The 18,456-nt window shown below is 67.5% G+C and carries 17 protein-coding genes and 1 pseudogene; 13 read left to right on the plus strand and 5 right to left on the minus strand.

From position 1 onward, the window contains the following. The 5 genes and pseudogenes from ACLFOB_RS03220 to ACLFOB_RS03240 form a co-directional block, all read right to left on the minus strand. Nucleotides 1–929, minus strand: a pseudogene (locus ACLFOB_RS03220) (hypothetical protein); the annotation flags it as partial. After that, nucleotides 926–1,324, minus strand: a complete 399-nt coding sequence (locus ACLFOB_RS03225; RefSeq protein ID WP_410916069.1) for an ExbD/TolR family protein — start codon at nucleotides 1,322–1,324, stop codon at nucleotides 926–928. The gene ACLFOB_RS03225 and the pseudogene ACLFOB_RS03220, both read right to left, overlap by 4 nt. Before the next feature lie 5 nt (nucleotides 1,325–1,329). Beyond that, nucleotides 1,330–1,749: an ExbD/TolR family protein gene (locus ACLFOB_RS03230; RefSeq protein ID WP_410924844.1), complete on the minus strand. Its 420-nt coding sequence runs from the start codon at nucleotides 1,747–1,749 to the stop codon at nucleotides 1,330–1,332. A 22-nt stretch (nucleotides 1,750–1,771) separates the two neighbouring features. Further along, entirely contained in the window at nucleotides 1,772–2,392 is a 621-nt protein-coding gene (locus tag ACLFOB_RS03235) for a MotA/TolQ/ExbB proton channel family protein (protein WP_410916066.1), read from the minus strand. Nucleotides 2,393–2,395: 3 nt separating this feature from the next. After that, nucleotides 2,396–2,815, minus strand: coding sequence for a hypothetical protein (locus tag ACLFOB_RS03240; protein WP_410924846.1), 420 nt, complete (start codon nucleotides 2,813–2,815; stop codon nucleotides 2,396–2,398). A 193-nt stretch (nucleotides 2,816–3,008) separates the two neighbouring features. On the opposite strand from ACLFOB_RS03240, the gene tssA reads away from it, so the two are divergent. The 13 genes from tssA (at nucleotide 3,009) to tagH (ending at nucleotide 18,436) form a co-directional block, all read left to right on the plus strand. Then, nucleotides 3,009–4,031, plus strand: coding sequence for a type VI secretion system protein TssA (tssA, locus tag ACLFOB_RS03245; protein ID WP_410916064.1), 1,023 nt, complete (start codon nucleotides 3,009–3,011; stop codon nucleotides 4,029–4,031). A gap of 54 nt (nucleotides 4,032–4,085) precedes the next feature. Beyond that, nucleotides 4,086–4,601: a type VI secretion system contractile sheath small subunit gene (gene tssB, locus ACLFOB_RS03250; RefSeq protein ID WP_410916063.1), complete on the plus strand. Its 516-nt coding sequence runs from the start codon at nucleotides 4,086–4,088 to the stop codon at nucleotides 4,599–4,601. A gap of 3 nt (nucleotides 4,602–4,604) precedes the next feature. Further along, nucleotides 4,605–6,101 (plus strand): type VI secretion system contractile sheath large subunit, encoded by a 1,497-nt coding sequence (gene tssC, locus ACLFOB_RS03255; RefSeq protein ID WP_410916062.1) that lies wholly within the window; start codon nucleotides 4,605–4,607, stop codon nucleotides 6,099–6,101. An 84-nt stretch (nucleotides 6,102–6,185) separates the two neighbouring features. After that, nucleotides 6,186–6,671, plus strand: coding sequence for an Hcp family type VI secretion system effector (locus tag ACLFOB_RS03260; protein ID WP_410916061.1), 486 nt, complete (start codon nucleotides 6,186–6,188; stop codon nucleotides 6,669–6,671). A 75-nt stretch (nucleotides 6,672–6,746) separates the two neighbouring features. Further along, the gene (locus tag ACLFOB_RS03265; protein WP_410924848.1) at nucleotides 6,747–7,583 is read left to right on the plus strand and encodes a type VI secretion system accessory protein TagJ; all 837 of its coding nucleotides are present in this window, start codon (nucleotides 6,747–6,749) and stop codon (nucleotides 7,581–7,583) included. Beyond that, nucleotides 7,576–8,073, plus strand: coding sequence for a type VI secretion system baseplate subunit TssE (gene tssE, locus ACLFOB_RS03270; RefSeq protein WP_410916059.1), 498 nt, complete (start codon nucleotides 7,576–7,578; stop codon nucleotides 8,071–8,073). Before ACLFOB_RS03265 ends, tssE begins: the two co-directional genes overlap by 8 nt. Nucleotides 8,074–8,079: 6 nt before the next feature. After that, nucleotides 8,080–9,960, plus strand: coding sequence for a type VI secretion system baseplate subunit TssF (gene tssF, locus ACLFOB_RS03275; protein WP_410916058.1), 1,881 nt, complete (start codon nucleotides 8,080–8,082; stop codon nucleotides 9,958–9,960). Beyond that, nucleotides 9,924–10,961: a type VI secretion system baseplate subunit TssG gene (tssG, locus tag ACLFOB_RS03280; RefSeq protein WP_410916057.1), complete on the plus strand. Its 1,038-nt coding sequence runs from the start codon at nucleotides 9,924–9,926 to the stop codon at nucleotides 10,959–10,961. Before tssF ends, tssG begins: the two co-directional genes overlap by 37 nt. Nucleotides 10,962–10,994: 33 nt before the next feature. Next, the gene (gene tssH, locus ACLFOB_RS03285) at nucleotides 10,995–13,706 is read left to right on the plus strand and encodes a type VI secretion system ATPase TssH (RefSeq protein WP_410916055.1); all 2,712 of its coding nucleotides are present in this window, start codon (nucleotides 10,995–10,997) and stop codon (nucleotides 13,704–13,706) included. Between the two features lie 79 nt (nucleotides 13,707–13,785). Then, on the plus strand, nucleotides 13,786–15,915 hold the full coding sequence (locus tag ACLFOB_RS03290; RefSeq protein WP_410924850.1) for a type VI secretion system Vgr family protein: 2,130 nt from the start codon (nucleotides 13,786–13,788) through the stop codon (nucleotides 15,913–15,915). A gap of 72 nt (nucleotides 15,916–15,987) precedes the next feature. Next, nucleotides 15,988–16,575 carry a DUF6931 family protein gene (locus ACLFOB_RS03295; protein ID WP_410924852.1) on the plus strand — a complete coding sequence of 196 codons (588 nt, stop codon included), beginning with the start codon at nucleotides 15,988–15,990 and terminating at the stop codon, nucleotides 16,573–16,575. Nucleotides 16,576–16,660: 85 nt separating this feature from the next. Then, nucleotides 16,661–16,966: a PAAR domain-containing protein gene (locus ACLFOB_RS03300; RefSeq protein ID WP_410916052.1), complete on the plus strand. Its 306-nt coding sequence runs from the start codon at nucleotides 16,661–16,663 to the stop codon at nucleotides 16,964–16,966. A gap of 6 nt (nucleotides 16,967–16,972) precedes the next feature. Continuing rightward, the gene (gene tagH / locus ACLFOB_RS03305) at nucleotides 16,973–18,436 is read left to right on the plus strand and encodes a type VI secretion system-associated FHA domain protein TagH (protein WP_410924854.1); all 1,464 of its coding nucleotides are present in this window, start codon (nucleotides 16,973–16,975) and stop codon (nucleotides 18,434–18,436) included. The last annotated feature ends 20 nt before the right edge of the window (nucleotides 18,437–18,456 follow it).

Raw genomic sequence — 18,456 nt, forward strand, 5'->3', positions numbered from 1 at the left:
ACCGGCCTTGCGCCCGTTGTCTGCGCACGCACGGTCTGTGCCGGAAGGGCGCCGGTGTTCGAGGGAACGGGCGGTAGGGATCCGGTCGTTGCCGGAACGGGCGCGGCATTCAGCGGCTCCACCTCGCGTGCGGCGAGAGGCGCGGCATCCTCCGTCTCGCGCGCGGCAAGGCGTGAGGCCTCTGGGAGCGCCGCTTGTGTCGCGTCCTGACCTGTGGCGCGGTCCGTCTCTACCCGTTCCACGGCTTCCGTGGCAGGTTGCACAGCGGTGGCGCGCGGATCGCCCTGTCGGGCGTCAGCCGCGCGGTGCGCGGCGGGACGGGCAGCCTCGGCTCCCGGCTGTGCGGCGCGCGCGCCCTCGGCCACGGTCCCGGCTGCTGCAGCGACACCTGCCGCAGCGCGGGGCGGGGCAGGGGTGGCCGCCTCTGCCTCGACTTCTGCTGTGCTGGCGGCCTCTGCCGTCGGGGCAAGGTCTGCCGCCGGCCGCGGAAGCTCCGGCGCGGCGGTCGCGGCTTGCGCTTCCGGCACGTCCGCCGCAGGCAGCGCCGCGCCACCGGGCTCTGCCGCGGTCAGCCGCTGCGTCGCCGTAGCGGCGCGGCTTTCGTCCAGGGCGAGGGCAGCGGGCGTCCCGCTCCGCGCCGCTGCGCCCGAGGGCGTCACCGGCGCGGCCCTGCTGCGCCGCACGCTGGCGCCGCCAAGCCGGGCTTCCGCAGGCTCTGCTTCGGCGCCTGGCTCCGCGCGCGGCGCGCGCGCTTCCGCCTCGGCCTGCGGCACACTGTAGGCGGCAAGATCCAGCCGGGTCTCCGGCGGCGGCGGATCCGGTGGCGGCGTGGGCGCGATCGCCGCCGCCACCAGCCCGAGCAGCAGGGCGTTGCCCAGCACGGATGTCACCAGCCCCCCCGCCCAGAGTGTGCCCTGCCCGCGACTCACGGGACCTCACCCGGCGTGACGATCAGGACCACATGCCGGGCGCCCAGGCCCTCGATTTGCGAAACCAGTGGCAGGACATGGCGCAGTTCCGCGTCGCGGTGGGCGTTGAGGCGGATGAGGGTGGCCGGCGCCGCGTCCAGTTCGGCGGCGATGCGTTCTGCAAGCGCCTCCGGCGCAAGAGGCTCTGCATCGAGGGCGAGCCGGCCGTCCCGCGCGACCGAGATGGTGAGGCCGCCGCCCGGCATCTCCTCTCCTGCCGCGCTCTCTGCGGGCAGCACCTCGAACGGGGCGGTCGCGTCGAACCGACCGACCAGCAGGAAGAACACCAGCAGGAAGAACACCACGTCGATCAGCGCGATGATCGGCTCGGGCGTGTCGCGCGGGGCGCGGCGCATGAGCTTCACGAGGCGTCCTCCGGCCGGATGATGGCAAGACGGCGCACCCCGGCCGCGCGCAGCGTTTCCGTCAGCGACACGAGCGCCTGGAGAGGTGCCCGCGCAGAGGGAAGAATCACGACCTGCCGCTCGGGGGTCTCGGCCATCGCGGCACGCAGCGACACCGGGTCGAGCGGCCGGCCGCGCAGATGGGCGCTTCCCTCCGCGTCGAGCCGCACGAAGAGCGGGGCGGCCGGTGCTGCAGGGGAATCGCTGTCCGCCCCGGCCGCCTGGGCAGCCTGCGTGCCGGGCTGCGCGAGCGGCATCATCCGGAGATTCAGGAAGGTGGATGTCACCATGAAGAAGATCAGCATGATCATCAGCACGTCGATCATCGACACGAGCGAGGGGCCTGCCAGCGGTCTTGCGCGGCGCGTCAGTCGCACGGCACCTCTCCCGCACGGTCGGTCATCGGCCCGGCGGCGCCTCCGCCATAAGCTGCCCGACCGTTGCCTCTATCTCTTCGCCCGCGCGTTCGACGCGCGCATTGAGCAATGCTGCCGCCACGGCCGCCGGGATCGCCACGAGAAGCCCCGCGGCGGTGGTGAGCAGCGCCTGCCAGATCCCGTCGGCAAGCATCGCGGCGTTAGCGGCGCCCTCCGCCAGCGCAAGATCCTGAAAGGCGCGAATCATGCCCAGCACCGTGCCCAGCAGCCCCAGCAGCGGGCTGATCATCGCGGTCAGCTCGAGCAGGCGGATGTGTCGGTACATGCGCGCCATCTCGAGGTTGCCGCGCCATTCCAGGCGGGCGTCGAGTGCGGCGCGCGGCTGCCCCTCCCTCAGCCCGGCCATGCCTTCGCGCAGCAGCCGGTCGGCCGGGGTGTCGCCTGCCTCGGTCTCGCGCATTGCGGCGTGCCGGTCGCCCGAATGCCACAACTCGAGCGCCGCCGCGCGCCGTTCGCGGCCGCCGAGGATGCCGCGCAGCTGCGCGACTTTCGCCCCGATCAGACCGAGCGAGCCAAGCGAAATGAGCGCCAGAAGCGCCACGATCGGGCCGCCCTGGGACAGCGTGGCGAGCAGGCCGCCCATGGTCTATTCGACGAAGCGCGCAGAAGTTCGGCTCACCAGTTCCATCAGTCCGAAGCAGTCGGCCGGCCCTTCGTTCTGCGCGTTGCAGGCCGTCATGTCGTGCAGCAGCACTTCCGAGATCGAGTCGCAGGCGATATCGGGGATCTCGAAGAGCTTCAGCGTGGTGCGGCCGGCGGGCAGGGGGGCCGCGTCGATCGTGAGCAGCCGGTCGATCACGCCCCCGCCGTCGAGAATGGCGAGCGACATCTCGAAACCGTCGAAGGTCCGTTCGCCCCCGTTGCGGAAGAGGAAGAAGGCGCGGCAGCCGCCCTCTTCCCCGGCTTCGAACTTGTTGAGCTCGACGGTCAGGGGCCGTTCCTGCGCCTGTGCCCCAGGCGCCCCGACCGCAAGCGCGGTGGCCACGATCGCGCCAAGCATGGCCATTACGGTCGCTTTTCGCACGCCTGTTTCCTCCCTGCACGGTTGCATCAAGCCACGCCGCCGTCCGCGCGGTCAAGGCCCGAGCAGACACCGCAGTCCCGCTGGTGTTACGCGACGGTAGATTTGTCGATCATTTCTGCTAGCATCGCGCGAGCATTTCAGGATCTGCAGCCGTTGGGCTCCGCCGAGGTAAACGTTGGACGAATTTTTCAAGACCCACGGCGAGGATGCCCCAAGCGGCCCGAACCTCGAATACGAACCAGTCTTCGCCGAGATGGAGATCGCGGCGCAACCCGGAGAAGAGCGTCAGATGGGCAACGCCGTGATCGAGGCCGAAGACCCCGACTATCGGACCGTCGCCGCAAAGGCGCGCGAGGTGCTCGACCTCAGTCACGATCTGCGCGCCGCAGTCTATCTGGCGCAGGCGGAACTGAGCACCGACGGACTGGGCGGGTTCGCGGATGTTCTGGGATACATCCGCTACTGCCTTGAAGAACACTGGGAGACATGCCACCCGCAGCTCGACGCCGAGGACGACGACGATCCCACGATGCGCGTCAACGCCGTTCTGGGGCTTGCAGGTGCCGACACGGTGATCCGGGCACTGCGCCGCGCGCCGCTGACGCAGAGCCCGGCCTTCGGTCGTTTCACCCTGCGCGACATCGAGGTCGCCGAGGGCGAAATCGAACCGCGCGAAGGCGAGGCCTCGCCCGACGCCGCGAGCATCGGCGCGGCGATCCAGGACACGCCGGAAGAGATGCGCGCGGCGATCGCGGAGGCCGCCCGTCGCGCGCTCGACCATGCACAGGCGATTGACGCGGTCTTTCAGACCCGCCTGCCCGGCGAAGGGCCGGAGCTTGCGCCGCTGCTGCGGACGCTGGGCAAGATCGTCGTGCATGTCGGCGCGACATCCGCATCCGGCGAGCCGGACGCAGAGGAAGGCGACGGCGATGGCGTTGCAGAGGCCGAAGGTCCGCGGGCAGGGCATGGCGGCGTGCCCGGGCGGCTGGAAAGCCAGCGCGACGTGCTCGCCGCTCTGGACGCGATCACCGACTACTACGCCCGGCGCGAGCCCTCGAGTCCCGTGCCGCTGCTGATGAAGCGGGCACGCCGGCTCGTGGGGGCGGACTTTCTCACCATCATCGACGACATGGCGCCGGCCGGGCGCGACAATGTCACGCTCGTCGGAGGGATCGCTGAAACGGAAAGCGACGACTGAACGGGCCGCAGACAACCACGCCACCGGGCTGCTGGCAAAGACAGGGAGTGATTGATGTCAAGCTCACAGAAATTCATCGCGCGAAACCGCGCGCCACGGGTGCAGATCGAATACGATGTCGAGCTCTACGGCGCCGAGAAGAAGGTGCAGTTGCCCTTCGTGATGGGCGTCATGGCCGATCTGGCCGGCAAGTCCGAGGTCGAGCAGCCAGGCGTTGCCGACCGCAAGTTCCTTGAAATCGACGTGGACAACTTCGACAGCCGCATGAAGGCCATGAAGCCCCGCGTTGCGTTTGCGGTGCCCAATACGCTCACCGGCGAGGGCAATCTCTCGGTCGATATCAGTTTCGAGAGCATGGACGATTTCTCGCCCGGACGCATCGCCGAGAAGGTGGAGCCGCTGAAGAAGCTGCTCGACGCACGCAACGAGCTCGACAACCTGATGACCTACATGGACGGCAAGCCGGGCGCGGAGGAACTGGTCTCGAAGGCCCTGAACGATCCCGACCTGCTCAAGACGCTCGCGGCCCAGCCCGCGCCCGAGGGCGCCGAACAGGAGGAGAAGGAGTAAGCCATGGCCGAAGAAGCGACCCAGGCCGCAGAGGCGGCCACGCAGACCGAAGCCGGCGAGTCCGATTTCGAGAGCCTCCTGCAGAAGGAGTTCCGGCCGCGGACCGATACTGCGCGCACCGCTGTCGAATCGGCAGTCAAGACGCTGGCCCAGCAGGCGCTGGAAAACGCCTCGCTCATCTCGGAGGACGTTCTGCACTCGATCGAGGCAATGAAAGCGGAGATCGACCGAAAGCTTTCCGAGCAGATCAACCAGATCATCCACCACGAGGAATTCCAGCAGCTCGAAAGCGCTTGGCGCGGCCTGCACCATCTCGTCAACAACACCGAAACGGACGAGATGCTCAAGATCCGCGTGATGAACATCTCGAAGAAGGAGCTTCACAAGACACTGCGCAAGTTCAAGGGCGCGGCCTGGGACCAGTCGCCGATCTTCAAGAAGCTTTACGAAGAGGAATACGGCCAGTTCGGCGGTGAGCCTTACGGTTGTCTCGTGGGCGACTACTATTTCAACCACAGCCCGCCTGACGTCGAACTCCTTGGCGAGATGTCGAAGATCGCGGCGGCGGCGCATGCGCCGTTCCTTGCGGGCGCCGATCCTGCGCTGATGCAGTTCGAAAGCTGGCAGGAGCTGACCAACCCGCGCGACCTGACCAAGATCTTCCAGACGCCGGAATACGCCCAGTGGCGCAGTCTGCGCGAAAGCGAGGACAGCAAGTACGTGGGTCTCGCGATGCCGCGCTTTCTGGGCCGGCAGCCCTATGGACCGGACAGCAACCCGGTGGAAGAGTTCGCCTTCGTCGAGGATACCGGCCACGCCGAGTCCGAGAAGTTCGCCTGGGTCAACGCCGCCTACGGCATGGCCACGAACATCACCCGCGCCTTCAAGGAATATGGCTGGTGCTCGCGCATCCGCGGCGTGGAATCGGGCGGCACCGTCGGCAACCTGCCGACCCATACCTTCCCCACGGACGACGGCGGCGTGGACATGAAATGCCCGACCGAAATCGCCATTGCCGACCGTCGCGAGGCGGAACTTGCCAAGGCCGGCCTGATGCCGCTCATCCATCGCAAGAATTCGGACATGGCGACCTTCATCGGGGCGCAGTCGCTGCACCAGCCGGCGGAATACGAGGATCCCGACGCCACCGCCAACGCCAATCTGGCGGCTCGGCTGCCGTATCTCTTCGCGACCTGCCGCTTCGCCCATTACCTGAAGAAGATGGTCCGCGACAAGATCGGCTCCTACAAGAGCCGCGATGACATGGAATACTGGCTGAACAACTGGATAACCCAGTATGTCGACGGCAGCCCGGAAACCTCCTCGGAAGAGTACAAGGCGACGCATCCGCTCGCCTCGGCCGAAGTGACCGTCGAGGAAGTCGAGGGGAACCCGGGCTATTACACGTCCAAGTTCTTCCTGCGACCGCACTACCAGCTGGAGGGGCTGTCCGTATCGCTCCGCCTGGTCTCGAAGCTTCCGTCAGAGAAGCAGGGATAATGCAGCCTCCGCGCCGGGATCCGGGGCCCCGGCGCGGTTCATATCAAGCGCGATCACCCAAGCGCACAATAATGGAGAGGGAAAATGGCCGTAGACATGTTTCTGAAACTGGGCGACATCAAGGGAGAGTCCCAGGACAAGACTCACAAGGAAGAGATTGACATCCTCGCCTGGAGCTGGGGCATCAGCCAGAGCGGCACCACGCACATGGGCGGTGGCAGCGGGGCCGGGAAGGCCAGTTTCCAGGATATTTCCTGCACCAGCTATTACGAGAAATCGACGCCCCATCTGATGACGAAGTGCGCCACGGGCGATCACATCAAGGAGGCCAAGCTGACCGTGCGGAAGGCCGGCGGCAAGCAGGTGGAATACATCGTTTACACCCTGAAGGACATCATCGTGACATCGGTCAGCACCGGGGGCTCGACCGGAGAGGATCGGCTGACGGTCAATTTCTCGCTCAACTTCGGGGCGTTCGACACGATCTACAAGCCGCAGGACGAGAAGGGCAACCTGGGCGCGGATATCCCGTTCAATTACGATATCGCGGCGAACGAGAAGAAGTCCTGATCCCTGCGGGGGCACGACCGCAGCATATGCAAACGTGCCCCCGCCCCATGACAGACCGGAGGGAGTCGCGGCGTGATGGCGAATGCGACGGATCACTTGCGGGCCGGGGACCTGGCCGGCGCGCTTTCGATGCTGCAGGAGCAGGTGCGCGCCCGCCCCGAGGACGCGAAGCTGCGGATCTTCCTTTTCCAGCTGCTCTGCGTCATGGGCGACTGGCAGCGCGCCGTCGCGCAGTTGAAGGTCTGCGCGCAACTCGACTCCGACGCGGTTACCATGGCGCAGACCTATCGCGAGGCGATCGTCTGCGAGGTGTTCCGCGAAAAGGTGTTTGCCGGAGAGAAGGAGCCGCTGATCTTCGGCCAGCCGCAGGAATGGACCGTGCTGCTCGTCCATGCGCTTGGCGCGCTCGCGCGGGGGCAGGTGCAGGAGGCCGCCAATCTGCGCGCGCGCGCCTTCGAGGCCGCGCCGACAACGCCCGGCGCGCTGAACGACGCCGATTTTGCCTGGATCGCCGATGCCGACATGCGGCTCGGCCCGGTGCTCGAAATCATCATCAACGGACGCTATACGTGGCTTCCCTTCGATCACGTCGCGGCGATCCGGGCCGACCCACCGGCCGACCTGCGCGATGCGGTCTGGATGCCGGTCGAGTTGACGCTTCGGAACGGGGGCGAATTCGTCGCGCTGATCCCCACGCGCTATCCCGCGACCGTGGCCGCCGGATCGGACGCGGAAAAGCTTGCGCGGGCGACGTCGTGGCAGGATGCCGGCGCCGAGACCTTCACGGGCCTGGGCCAGCGGCTGCTTGCCACCGATGCGGGCGATACCGCGCTGATGGATCTGCGCCACCTTCAGCTTCGCCCGGTCGTGGATGTCGGCCCGCAGCCAGACGGTGCGACCGTCGATGGCTGACAAGACGATCATGGAGCGGCTCCAGCCCTCGTTGCTGGACCGTCTCACCGATCACGAGCCGGGCGCGCGTTCCGAGAGCCGCGCGTTGCGGGTGATCGACATCAGGCGCCTGCGCGAGATCATCCGCCGCGATCTGTCTTGGCTGCTCAACACCTCGGACATGGGCTCGATGCTCGACGCAAGGGCTTTTCCGCACACGGCGTGCTCCGTGCTGAACTACGGGCTGCCGGAGGTGGCAGGGAGCTATTCGACGGCCGGCCGGGTCGACCGGATACAAAAGACTATCCGCACTGCGATCGAACGGTTCGAGCCGCGGATCAACCCCGGGACACTCGACGTGGTGCAGCGTTCTTCGGAAAATGGCAGTGGAGCGACGATCCTCTTCGACATCGTGGCGGACATGTGGGCCGAGCCGATGCCGCTGGAACTCTACCTGCGTTCCGAGATCGACCTGACGACCGGCCATGTCGAACTCGAGCACAGGGCCTGATGCGCGATGGACACACGCCTTCTGAAGCATTACGAGGCGGAGCTGGCCTACCTTCGGGAGATGGGCGCCGAGTTTGCGGCAGCCTACCCCAAGATCGCCGCGCGGCTTGGCATGGACGGGATCGAGGTGCTCGATCCCTACGTCGAGCGCCTGCTGGAAGGCTCCGCCTTTCTGACCGCGCGGGTCCAGCTCGAGCTGGAGCTGCAGTATCCGGCCTTCACCAGCCATCTGCTGGAGATCGTCTATCCGCATTACCTTGCGCCGACCCCGTCGATGATGGTCGCCGAGCTTCAGCCCGACATGGAAAACCCGGCACTGGCCGAAGGCTTCCGGGTTCCGCGGCACACCGAATTGCGCTCGTCGGTGATCGAGGGGGCGCAGAAAGCCTGCCGTTTCCGCACGGCGCAGGATCTCACGCTCTGGCCGCTCGAGATCGCGGAGGCAGAATACATCGACGGGCGCGGCGCACTGGTCGCGGCGGGCGTGGTGCGCGATGCGCCGGGGCGGGCCGCCATCCGGTTGCGCCTGCGCCGCGTCGCCGGGCTGCCGCTCGAGCCCTTGCCGCTCGACAATCTGACGCTGTTCCTGGGGGGCGAGGCGGTCTCTGGTGCCACGCTGCTTGAACTGCTGGGGGCCGAGACCACGGCCGTCGTCGCCCGCTCGACCGACAGGCGCGACGACTGGGTCGTTCCGGTGCCCGGCGGTGTCGTGCCCCGCGGGCTGGAGCGCGATGAGGCGCTGCTGCCCCTGCCGCGGGCAAGCTTCGACGGCTACCGCCTGCTGCAGGAGTATTTCGCGATGCCCGAGCGGTTCCACTTCGTGGACCTGCGCGGGCTTCAGGGGGGCATCGCGCGCGCAAAGGGCTCCGAGATCGATGTCTACATCATCCTGCGCGACGGCCGCCCGGAACTCGCCCCCTCGATCACCACGGAGGCCTTCAAGCTGCATTGCGTTCCGGCGATCAATCTCTTCGAGCGGCGCTGCGACCGCGTGCCCGTGGGGTCCGAAACCACGCGCCACCATGTCGTCGTCGACCGCACCGCCCCCCTGGATTACGAGGTGCATTCCGTTCTCTCGGTCGTCGGGATCAGCAAGCACAGCAGCGAAGAGCGCGTCTTCCGGCCATTCTATTCGAGCGACGCCTTCACTGCGGCCGGCAGCGGCGAGGCGGACGCCTATTTCGTCATCCAGCGGAAGCTGCGCGAGCGCAGCGAGCGCGAGCGACTGCGCGGCCCGCGCACCGGCTACCTCGGGTCCGAGACCTATCTCTCGCTGGTCGATGCGGCGCAGGCGCCGCATGCGGCCGATCTGGCACAGCTTGCGGTGCGGGCGCTCGTCACCAACCGCGACCTGCCGATCCTGATGTCGCTGGGGGCGGACGATCTTTTCCACCTGCCCTCCGGCGGCCCCGTTGCACGCATCCGGACGCCGGTCTCGCCCACCCGTCCACGGCCGACCCTGGCGCAGGGCGATGCGGCGTGGCGGCTGGTAAGCCATCTCAGCCTCAACTACCTGTCGATCGCCGACGAAGAAGGCGGCGGCGCGGCGGCCGCCGCGCTGCGCGAACTGGTCGGCCTCTATTCCCCGCCGGAGGACCGCGCGCTGGCCAAACAGCTCGACGGCATCACCGCCGTCTCGACACGCCCGGTCGTGCGCCGGATGAGCGACGGGGTGATGTCCACCGCCGTGCGCGGCCTGCAGATCACCGTCACCTTCGACGAGTCGCTCTACGAGGGCAGCAGCGTCTATCGGCTGGGCGCCGTTCTGGCGAGCTTCTTCCGCAAATACGTGACTCTCAACAGTTTCACTGAAACCGTCATCGCCAGCCAACAGCGCGGAGAGATCGCACGATGGGCACCCAGGGCCGGGAAGAAGCGGATCATCTGACGCATCTTGCGCGGCTGGAACGCTTTCCCGAACGTCACCACGTCTTCCAGGCGCTTCGCATCATCGAGGCGCAGTACACGGGCGGTTCCCGGCTGGGGCAGTCTAGGCGTCCGAGGCAGGACGCCGTCCGGCTCGGCCAGGCGCCGGAACTCGCCTTTCCCGACACCACGCTGGCGCGCTTCCGTCCCGCGGCCGACGACCGGCCCGGCGCGCTGATCAACCTGTTCTTCGGGTTCTTCGGACCGCACGGGCCCTTGCCCCTGCATCTGACCGAATACGCGCGCGACCGCCTCCATAACGCGCGGGATGGCACGCTGGTGGCCTTCGCGAACATGCTGACCCACCGCCCGATGAGCCTGCTCTACAGGGCCTGGGTGACGGGCCAGCCCGCCGCGAGCTTCGATCGCGGCCCGGGCGAGGGCATGGATGCGCAGGTGGCGGCGCTGTCGGGCTATGCCGGATCCGCGCTGGCGCGTCGCGATGCCATGCCGGACATGGCTAAGCGCCACTTCACCGCCATGCTTGGTGCGGTGCCCGCCAGTGCCGAGGGGCTGGAGGCGATCCTGTCGTCCTTCTTCGCCACCGGGGTCGAGGTGGAGCAGTTCGTGGGCTCATGGCTCGAACTCCCGCCGGAAGACCGTTGCCGGCTGGGCGCCCCCGCAACGCTCGGCGGCTCGGCCAGCCTGGGCAGCCGGGTCTGGTCACGGATGGCGAAGTTCCGGCTGCGGATCGGGCCGCTCGGCCTGGAGGCCTATCGTCGGCTGCTGCCCGAGGGGGAGGATCTGGCGCGGCTCGCGGCCATCGTGCGCAACCATGTGGGCGACTCGCTCGACTGGGACGCGAACCTCGTGCTGCGCGCCGAAGAGGTGCCGGCGGCGCAACTGGGCGCTGACACGCGACTCGGCCAGACAAGCTGGATCGGGACACGACCGGGCGGCAAGGATGCCGCCGACCTGTTCCTCGCGCCGGTGCGGGGCAACGTCGAGGAGGCTGCCGCCTGACGGCGCGCCCGAGCAAGGGGAAGGAGAAAAGCGATGAGTGAAATCAGCCGCGTCGCACTGTTCGGCAAGCTCAACAAGGTGGGATACCAGTCCATCGAGTCGGCCACGGTGTTCTGCAAGATGCGGGGCAACCCCTATGTCGAGATCGTGCACTGGATCGCGCAGCTTCTTCAGGTCGACAACTGCGATCTCCAGAAGATCCTGCATCACTACGAGATCGATCCGTCACGCCTTTCGGCCGATGTGACCCGCGCGCTGGACGCGCTGCCGCGGGGGGCGAGCGCGATCAGCGATCTCTCCTCGCACCTGCAGGACGCGATGGAACGGGCCTGGGTCTACGGCTCGCTTCTCTACAGCTCCAACCAGGTGCGCACGGGGCACCTGATCCTCGGGATGCTCAAGACGCCGTCGCTGCGGCAGATCCTGCTGGGCATCTCGCGCGAGTTCGGCAAGATCGGCGCCGACGATCTGTCGGACAATTACGCGCGCATCACCGCCGGCTCGTCCGAGGACTCGCTCACGCCGCGCGACGGATCGCGCACGGGGGGCGGGGCTGCGCCGGGCGAGGAGAGCCAGGCGATGCGGTCGCCCGCGCTGGGCGGGCAGGAGGCACTGCAGCAATTCTGCACCGATCTTACCGAACAGGCCCGCAACGGCGAGATCGACCCGATCGTCGGCCGCGACGAGGAGATCCGCCAGATCGTGGACGTGCTGATGCGCCGTCGGCAGAACAACCCGATCCTCACGGGCGAGGCGGGCGTCGGCAAGACGGCCGTGGTCGAGGGCTTCGCGTTGCGCATCGCGCGGGGCGACGTGCCGCCCGCGCTGCGCGATGTCCGGCTGCTGACGCTGGACGTGGGGCTTCTGCAGGCGGGTGCCTCGATGAAGGGCGAGTTCGAGAACCGGCTCAAGCAGGTGATCGAGGAGGTGCAGGCCAGCGACGTCCCCATCGTGATGTTCGTGGACGAGACGCACACGCTTGTGGGCGCGGGCGGCGCGGCAGGCACCGGCGATGCGGCCAACCTGCTCAAGCCGGCGCTGGCGCGGGGCACGCTGCGCACCATCGGGGCGACCACCTGGGCCGAGTACAAGAAGCACATCGAGAAGGACCCGGCCCTCACCCGCCGCTTCCAGGTGGTGCAGGTGGACGAGCCGGGCATCGACAAGGCGATCATGATGATGCGCGGCATCGCCTCGATGCTCGAGAAGCACCACAAGGTCCAGGTGCTCGACGAGGGTATCGCGGCGGCCGTGACGTTGTCTGCCCGCTACATTCCGGCACGGCAACTGCCCGACAAGTCGGTCAGCGTGCTGGACACCGCCTGCGCGCGTGTCGCGGTCAGCCAGCATGCCGTGCCGGCCGAGGTGGACGACAGCCGCAAGCGGATCGACGCGCTGACGACCGAACTGGAGATCATCGCGCGGGACGAGACGGCAGGCTACGACGTGACCGAACGGCGCGCCGCGATCACCCACCTCAGGGCCGAAGAGGAAAAGCGCCTGGCCGGTCTGGAAGAGCGATGGGAGGCGGAAAAGGCCGTGGTCTCCGCGATTCTCGACTTGCGCGCGCGGCTGCGCGAAGGCGGCGCGCCGGTGGATGCCCCTGACGCCGGCAGCGAGGAGGCGGCCGAGGCCAGCCACCTGAGCGGCGAGGAGCGCGAGGCGCTGCTCGCCGAACTCAAGGCCAAGAACGCCGAGCTTGCCGCGTTGCAGGGCGAGTCGCCGCTGATCCTTCCCATCGTGGACGAGCAGGCGGTCGCGAGCGTCGTGGGCGACTGGACCGGTATCCCAGTGGGCCGGATGGTGCGGGACGAACTGCAGACGGTGCTCGACCTGGAAAAGCATCTGGCCAGGCGCGTGATCGGCCAGGACCACGCGATGAAGATGATTGCGAAACGGATCCAGACGAGCCGCGCGGCGCTGGACAATCCCGACAAGCCGATCGGTGTCTTCCTGCTGGCGGGCACCTCGGGCGTGGGCAAGACCGAAACGGCGCTGGCGCTGGCCGAGGTGCTCTACGGCGGCGAGCAGAACGTCATCACCATCAACATGTCCGAATACCAGGAGGCGCACACCGTCTCGAGCCTCAAGGGCGCGCCGCCGGGCTACGTCGGTTACGGAGAAGGCGGCGTGCTGACCGAGGCGGTGCGGCGCAAGCCCTATTCGGTCGTTCTGCTCGACGAGGTGGAAAAGGCGCACCCGGACGTGCACGAGCTGTTCTTCCAGGTGTTCGACAAGGGCGTCATGGAGGATGGCGAGGGCCGGATCATCGACTTCAAGAACACGCTGATCCTGCTGACGTCGAACGTGGGGTCCGATCTGATCATGGACCTCTGTGCCGACCCTGATCTGATGCCGGAACCCGAGGGGATCGCGAAGGCGCTGCGCGATCCGCTGCTCAAGGTCTTCCCGGCGGCACTTCTGGGCCGGCTGGTGACGATCCCCTACTACCCGCTCTCGCCGGACATGATCGGGCAGATCACGCGCCTGCAACTCGACCGGATCCGGCGTCGGGTGGAGCAGACGCACGGGGTGCCCTTTTCCTATACCGACGACGTGGTCGAGACGATCGTTTCACGCTGTCAGGAGCTCGAGTCGGGCGGCCGAATGATCGACGCGATCGTCACCAACACGATGCTGCCCGACATCTCGGGCGAGTTCCTGCGGCGGATGATGGAAGGCCAGCGCGTGGCGCAAGTCGAAATCGGCGTCGAGGACGGACAGTTCACCTATGCCTACGACTGACAGGCGCGGCCGCCGCACCCAATCGGGTGTTGGCGATGGCGCGGCTGCCGGAGTAGGCTGAACCATGAGCAGGTGCGCAATGGCAGATCTCGTTCCCCAGAATTTTCCCGTGCGGCTGGAGGGGAATGTCAGCAAGCACAACATCGTGCCCATCGGGGCCGTCGTGCGCGAAAGCCTTGGCCGGCCCGGCGGCGCCGAGCTGGAGTTCGTTTCCGATCGCAAGGATCTGGACATCGACGACCTGCTGGGCCAGTCGATGCACCTGGTGATCGATACGCCCGATGGCACGACGCGCGCGTTCCGCGGCTTCTGTGTCGAGGTGTTCCTGATCGACGCACAGCCCGGCAAGCTGATGCATTACGGCGCCACGCTGCGACCCGCGCCCTGGTTCCTCAGCCGCACCACGGACTGCCGGATATTCCAGGAGATGACGGCGCCCGACATCATCAAGGCGTTGTTGAAGGATGCCGGCCTCGCGGCGCAGGACAAGCTGGGCGGCTCCTATCGGACACGCGCGTATTGCACCCAGTACCGCGAAACGACGCTCGACTTCATCCACCGACTGATGGAGGAAGAGGGCATCTACTACTACATGGACTCCGACAGCTGGGAAGAGAAGATGATCCTCTGCGATGCGTCAACCGCGCATCCGCAGATTGCCGGCAAGCCCACGCTCCGCTTCGTTCCGCGTGACGACGACGACGGGAATCTCAGGGTTCAGTTCGAACATCTCTTTCACTGGGCCGCGCGGCACCGCGTCCGAAGCGGGCGCGTGGTCCTCGACGATTACAATTACGAGACGACCAGCGTAGACCTGCTCGCGAAGAGCGAAATCGCCAGCGGCGATCATCCCCACGCCGGCCACGAACTTTACGACTATCCCGGCCGTTACGGCATCGCGGACGACGGCGACCATTACGCGCGTGTGCGGATGGAGGCGGAGGCGGCGACGCATCGCAGCTGGCAAGGCCGCTCCAATGCACCGCACATCGTCACGGGGCGCCTGTTCAAGATCGACGGATCGCCGGATCCCGCCGACGACGGCGCCGAGTTCCTGGTGACCGAGGCCACGCACCACGTTCTGCAGGACCTCGGGCGGCTGAAGGTCGAGGGGCTGCTGCCCGGTGTGGCGCGGCGGCTCGGACTCGCAAGCTCGGAACGCGAACCCTACCACGTCTCCTTTGTCGCCATGCGCGCCGACACGCCCTATCGCCGTCCTGCGACGACGCCCATGCCCCGGATTCCCGGGCCGCAGACCGCCGTGGTCACCGGCCCCTCGGGCGAAGAGATCTATACTGACAACATGGGCCGGATCCGCCTGCAGTTCCACTGGGACAGGCTCGGGAAATCGGACGAAAACAGCACGAGATGGGTCCGCGTGATGACGCCTTCGGCCGGGGCGGGCTGGGGCATGATCCACATCCCGCGCATCGGGCAGGAGGTGGTCGTGCAATACGAAGAGGGCGACCCGGATCGCCCGCTGGTCGTCGGGATGGTCTACAACGACGCAAAGAAACAGCCCTACAGCCTTCCCGACCAGATGAACCTGTCGGGCTTCAGGAGTCGCTCCACCAAGAGCGGCGGAAAGGACAACTACAACGAACTCGTGTTCGACGACACGAAGGATGCCGAACTGGTCCGCCTGCACGCCGAACGGGACTATCTGCAGGTGGTGGAAAACGACGCGACGATCGAGATCGGCCGCGAAGACAAGGATCCGGGCGACATGAGCCTGACCGTGCACCGGAATCTCAAGGAGTTCGTGAAAACCGGCGATCACACCTTCCGGGTCGAGACCGGATCGCAAGACCTCTTTGTCAAGACCGACAAGACCGAGCAGATCGAGGGCAAGTCGGACAGCGTCGTGACCGGGAACGTCACGGAAACGGTCGAGCAGGGCAACGTCACGCGCACCGTGAAGATGGGCAACGTGAAGCACGAGGTGCAGATGGGCAACGTCGAGGAAGAGCTTCAGATGGGCAACTACAGCCAGAAGCTCGCGCTCGGCAAGGCCACGCACGAGGCGATGCAGTCCATCGAGTTCAAGGTTGGCAGTTCATCGGTAAAGATCGATCAGATGGGCGTGACCATCAAGGGCATGATGGTCAAGATCGAGGCCGACGTGATGCTGCAGGCCAAGGGCCTGATGACGGACGTCAAGGGTGACGCTATGCTGAAACTCAAGGGCGGCATCACGCTCATCAACTAGGGGGCGCCGGTGCAGCCACGGTTCGGGAATCTGACGAAGCTGACGGCGGAGCCGGCAAGGCGCCGCCTCGCCATGGCGAACGCCCGGCTCAAGACCACGGTTGCAGCGCCGGCCGCGGCCTCGGTGCCCCAGGTGCTCGCGGAACTCGACACCATCGGTGGGCCGATCGCCGGAGTGGACATGCTGCGCCTGCTTTCGGTTGCGCTGCCGCCGCGCGAACTCGTGTGGTGGGCCTGCCTCGCCGGACGGGATGTCGCGCAAGTGGGCGAGGCGCCGCCGCCGCTTGCCGCGGCAGAGGCCTGGGTCTTCGAACCCGGCGACGAACGACGCGCGGCGGCACGCGCCGCGATGGAAATCGCCGAGCCGGACGACGACACGACGCTCTGCGCCTTCTGTGCGGTGGTGGCCGAGGGAACGCTGGGGCCCGGCGATCTTGCCAGATACGACGCGCCGCCGGGCGCTGCCGAGAACGCAGCCTTCGGCATCAATATCGTCGCGCTCTCCGGGCAGGGATGGAGCATGGAAGAGGGCCTTGCCTATCTGCTGGACCGGGGACTCGACATCGCGCGGGGCGGGGACGGCACCAAGGTGCCGCGCCCGCAAAAGGCGTCTGCCGAAGGTTCGGCAGAGACCGCTCAAGGCGCGGGGGCCGCTCCATGAGTTTCCTGGACTCGCCCGGTCTCGACCTCCGAATGGACCCGGCCGGCGCGTCGGCTGTCCTGGCTGCCGAAGGGGGAACTTTGCCATGATGCCCTGCGCCCGGCTCACCGACATGCATGTCTGTCCCATGGTCACGCCGGGCGTTCCGCCGGTTCCGCATGTCGGTGGCCCGGTCCTGCCGCCCTGCGTGCCGACGGTGCTGGTGATGGGACTGCCGGCCGCCCCGCTCGGCAACACGGCACTCTGTGTCGGGCCCCCCGATGCGCTGGTGAAGGGGTCGGCCACGGTCATGGTCATGAACCGGCCGGTCGTGCGCATCGCAATCGACACGACCGCGCATGGCGGGATTGTCGCGGGGCCGGGCGCGCCAACCGTTCTTGTGGGTGGCTGATCCGCGATGGAGGTACTGCTGCGCTTTCAATCAACCGGCGCGATCCCGGGAAGGGGGGAGCCGCTGCGCCTGAGCGGGGACGCCATGACCATCGGGCGGGCGCAGGATAACGACTGCGCCCTGCCCGATCCCGACAGGCTCCTGTCCAAGCGGCATTGCGCGATCGAGAGGCACGGCAACGCCGTGGTCGTCGTCGATTTCTCGACCAACGGAACCTATCTCAACTATGGCAAGGTGCCGATCGGGCGTGTGCCGACGGAACTGAGCGACGGCGACATCCTGAGCATCGGACCCTACGAACTTCTGGTCGAGATCGCGGAGCCCCCGCCCGAGGCGTCGGCGAGCGTCGCCGGCACGGCGGCTGCCCATGACGCCGCCGAGACGGCTTTCGACGATCCGCTGGGCGAGGACGAGGGGGACTTTCTGGACGAGCTTCTGGGCGGGGCGTCAAGGCCGACCGGGGCGGCGGGCGTCAACCGGCCCGAACTGGGCGAGGATGGCCTGCTGCCGCCACTCGATGCAGACGACGAGGCCGCAGGCGATGCGGACGAGCCCGTGCCGACGGGGCCCACGCCCTCGCAGCACGGGGCGGCTATCGAGGATTTCATCCCGTCACCGCGCGCCGCGCCGCAGGCCATTCCCGAAGATTGGGACGACGAATTCCTGGCCGGTATCGGAGGTGCGGACGAGCCCGAGGGCCCGGCGCCGGGAACGGAGCCATCCGCGCCGCCACCGGCAGAGGCGCCGCCGGCGGCCGGGACGGCACCCCCACCCGAGACATCTCCACTGGCCGAGCCGCCGCCCCGTGGCGACCAACTGTCGTCGCACGAGGCGCCCGTGCCCGGCGCAGCCGCGACGCAGGGGGTGCCTGCGACGGATGCCGTGGCAGAGGCCGAAGTGCTGCGCGCCTTCCTGCGCGGCGCGGGTCTGGATGACCTTGAGGTGCCGCCCGAGACGCGCGCCGAGACGATGGAGCGGGCGGGGCGCGTCATGCGCGTGATGGTGAACGGCCTGCGCGAGGTGCTGATGACGCGCACCTCGATCAAGTCGGAATTCCGCATCGCGCAGACGATGATCGCGGCCGGCGACAACAATCCGCTCAAGTTCTCGATCAGCGAGGAACAGGCGATGGAGTCGCTGATCCGGCCGCGGGCGCGGGGCTATCTGGACCCCGTCGCGGCGGCCGAGGAGGCGCTGCGCGACGTCAAGGCGCACGAGGTCGCCGTGCTGTCGGGGATGGAGGCGGCGCTGCGCGGCATCCTGCGCGGCCTTTCTCCGCAGGAACTGGAGGGCCGGATCGAGACCTCGGGCGGGCTCGGCTCGCTGCTGAAGGGCCGCAAGGCGCGCTACTGGGAGGTCTACGAGAAGATGTATGCCGAGATCGCCGATCAGGCGGAGACCGATTTCCAGGAGCTTTTCGGCAAGGAGTTCGCGCGCGCTTACGAGGAACAGCAGAGAAAACTGAAATGACCGGACAGGCGAACAGGCGC

The organism is Rhodosalinus sp., assembly GCF_046542825.1.
Classification (GTDB): Bacteria; Pseudomonadota; Alphaproteobacteria; order Rhodobacterales; family Rhodobacteraceae; genus Rhodosalinus.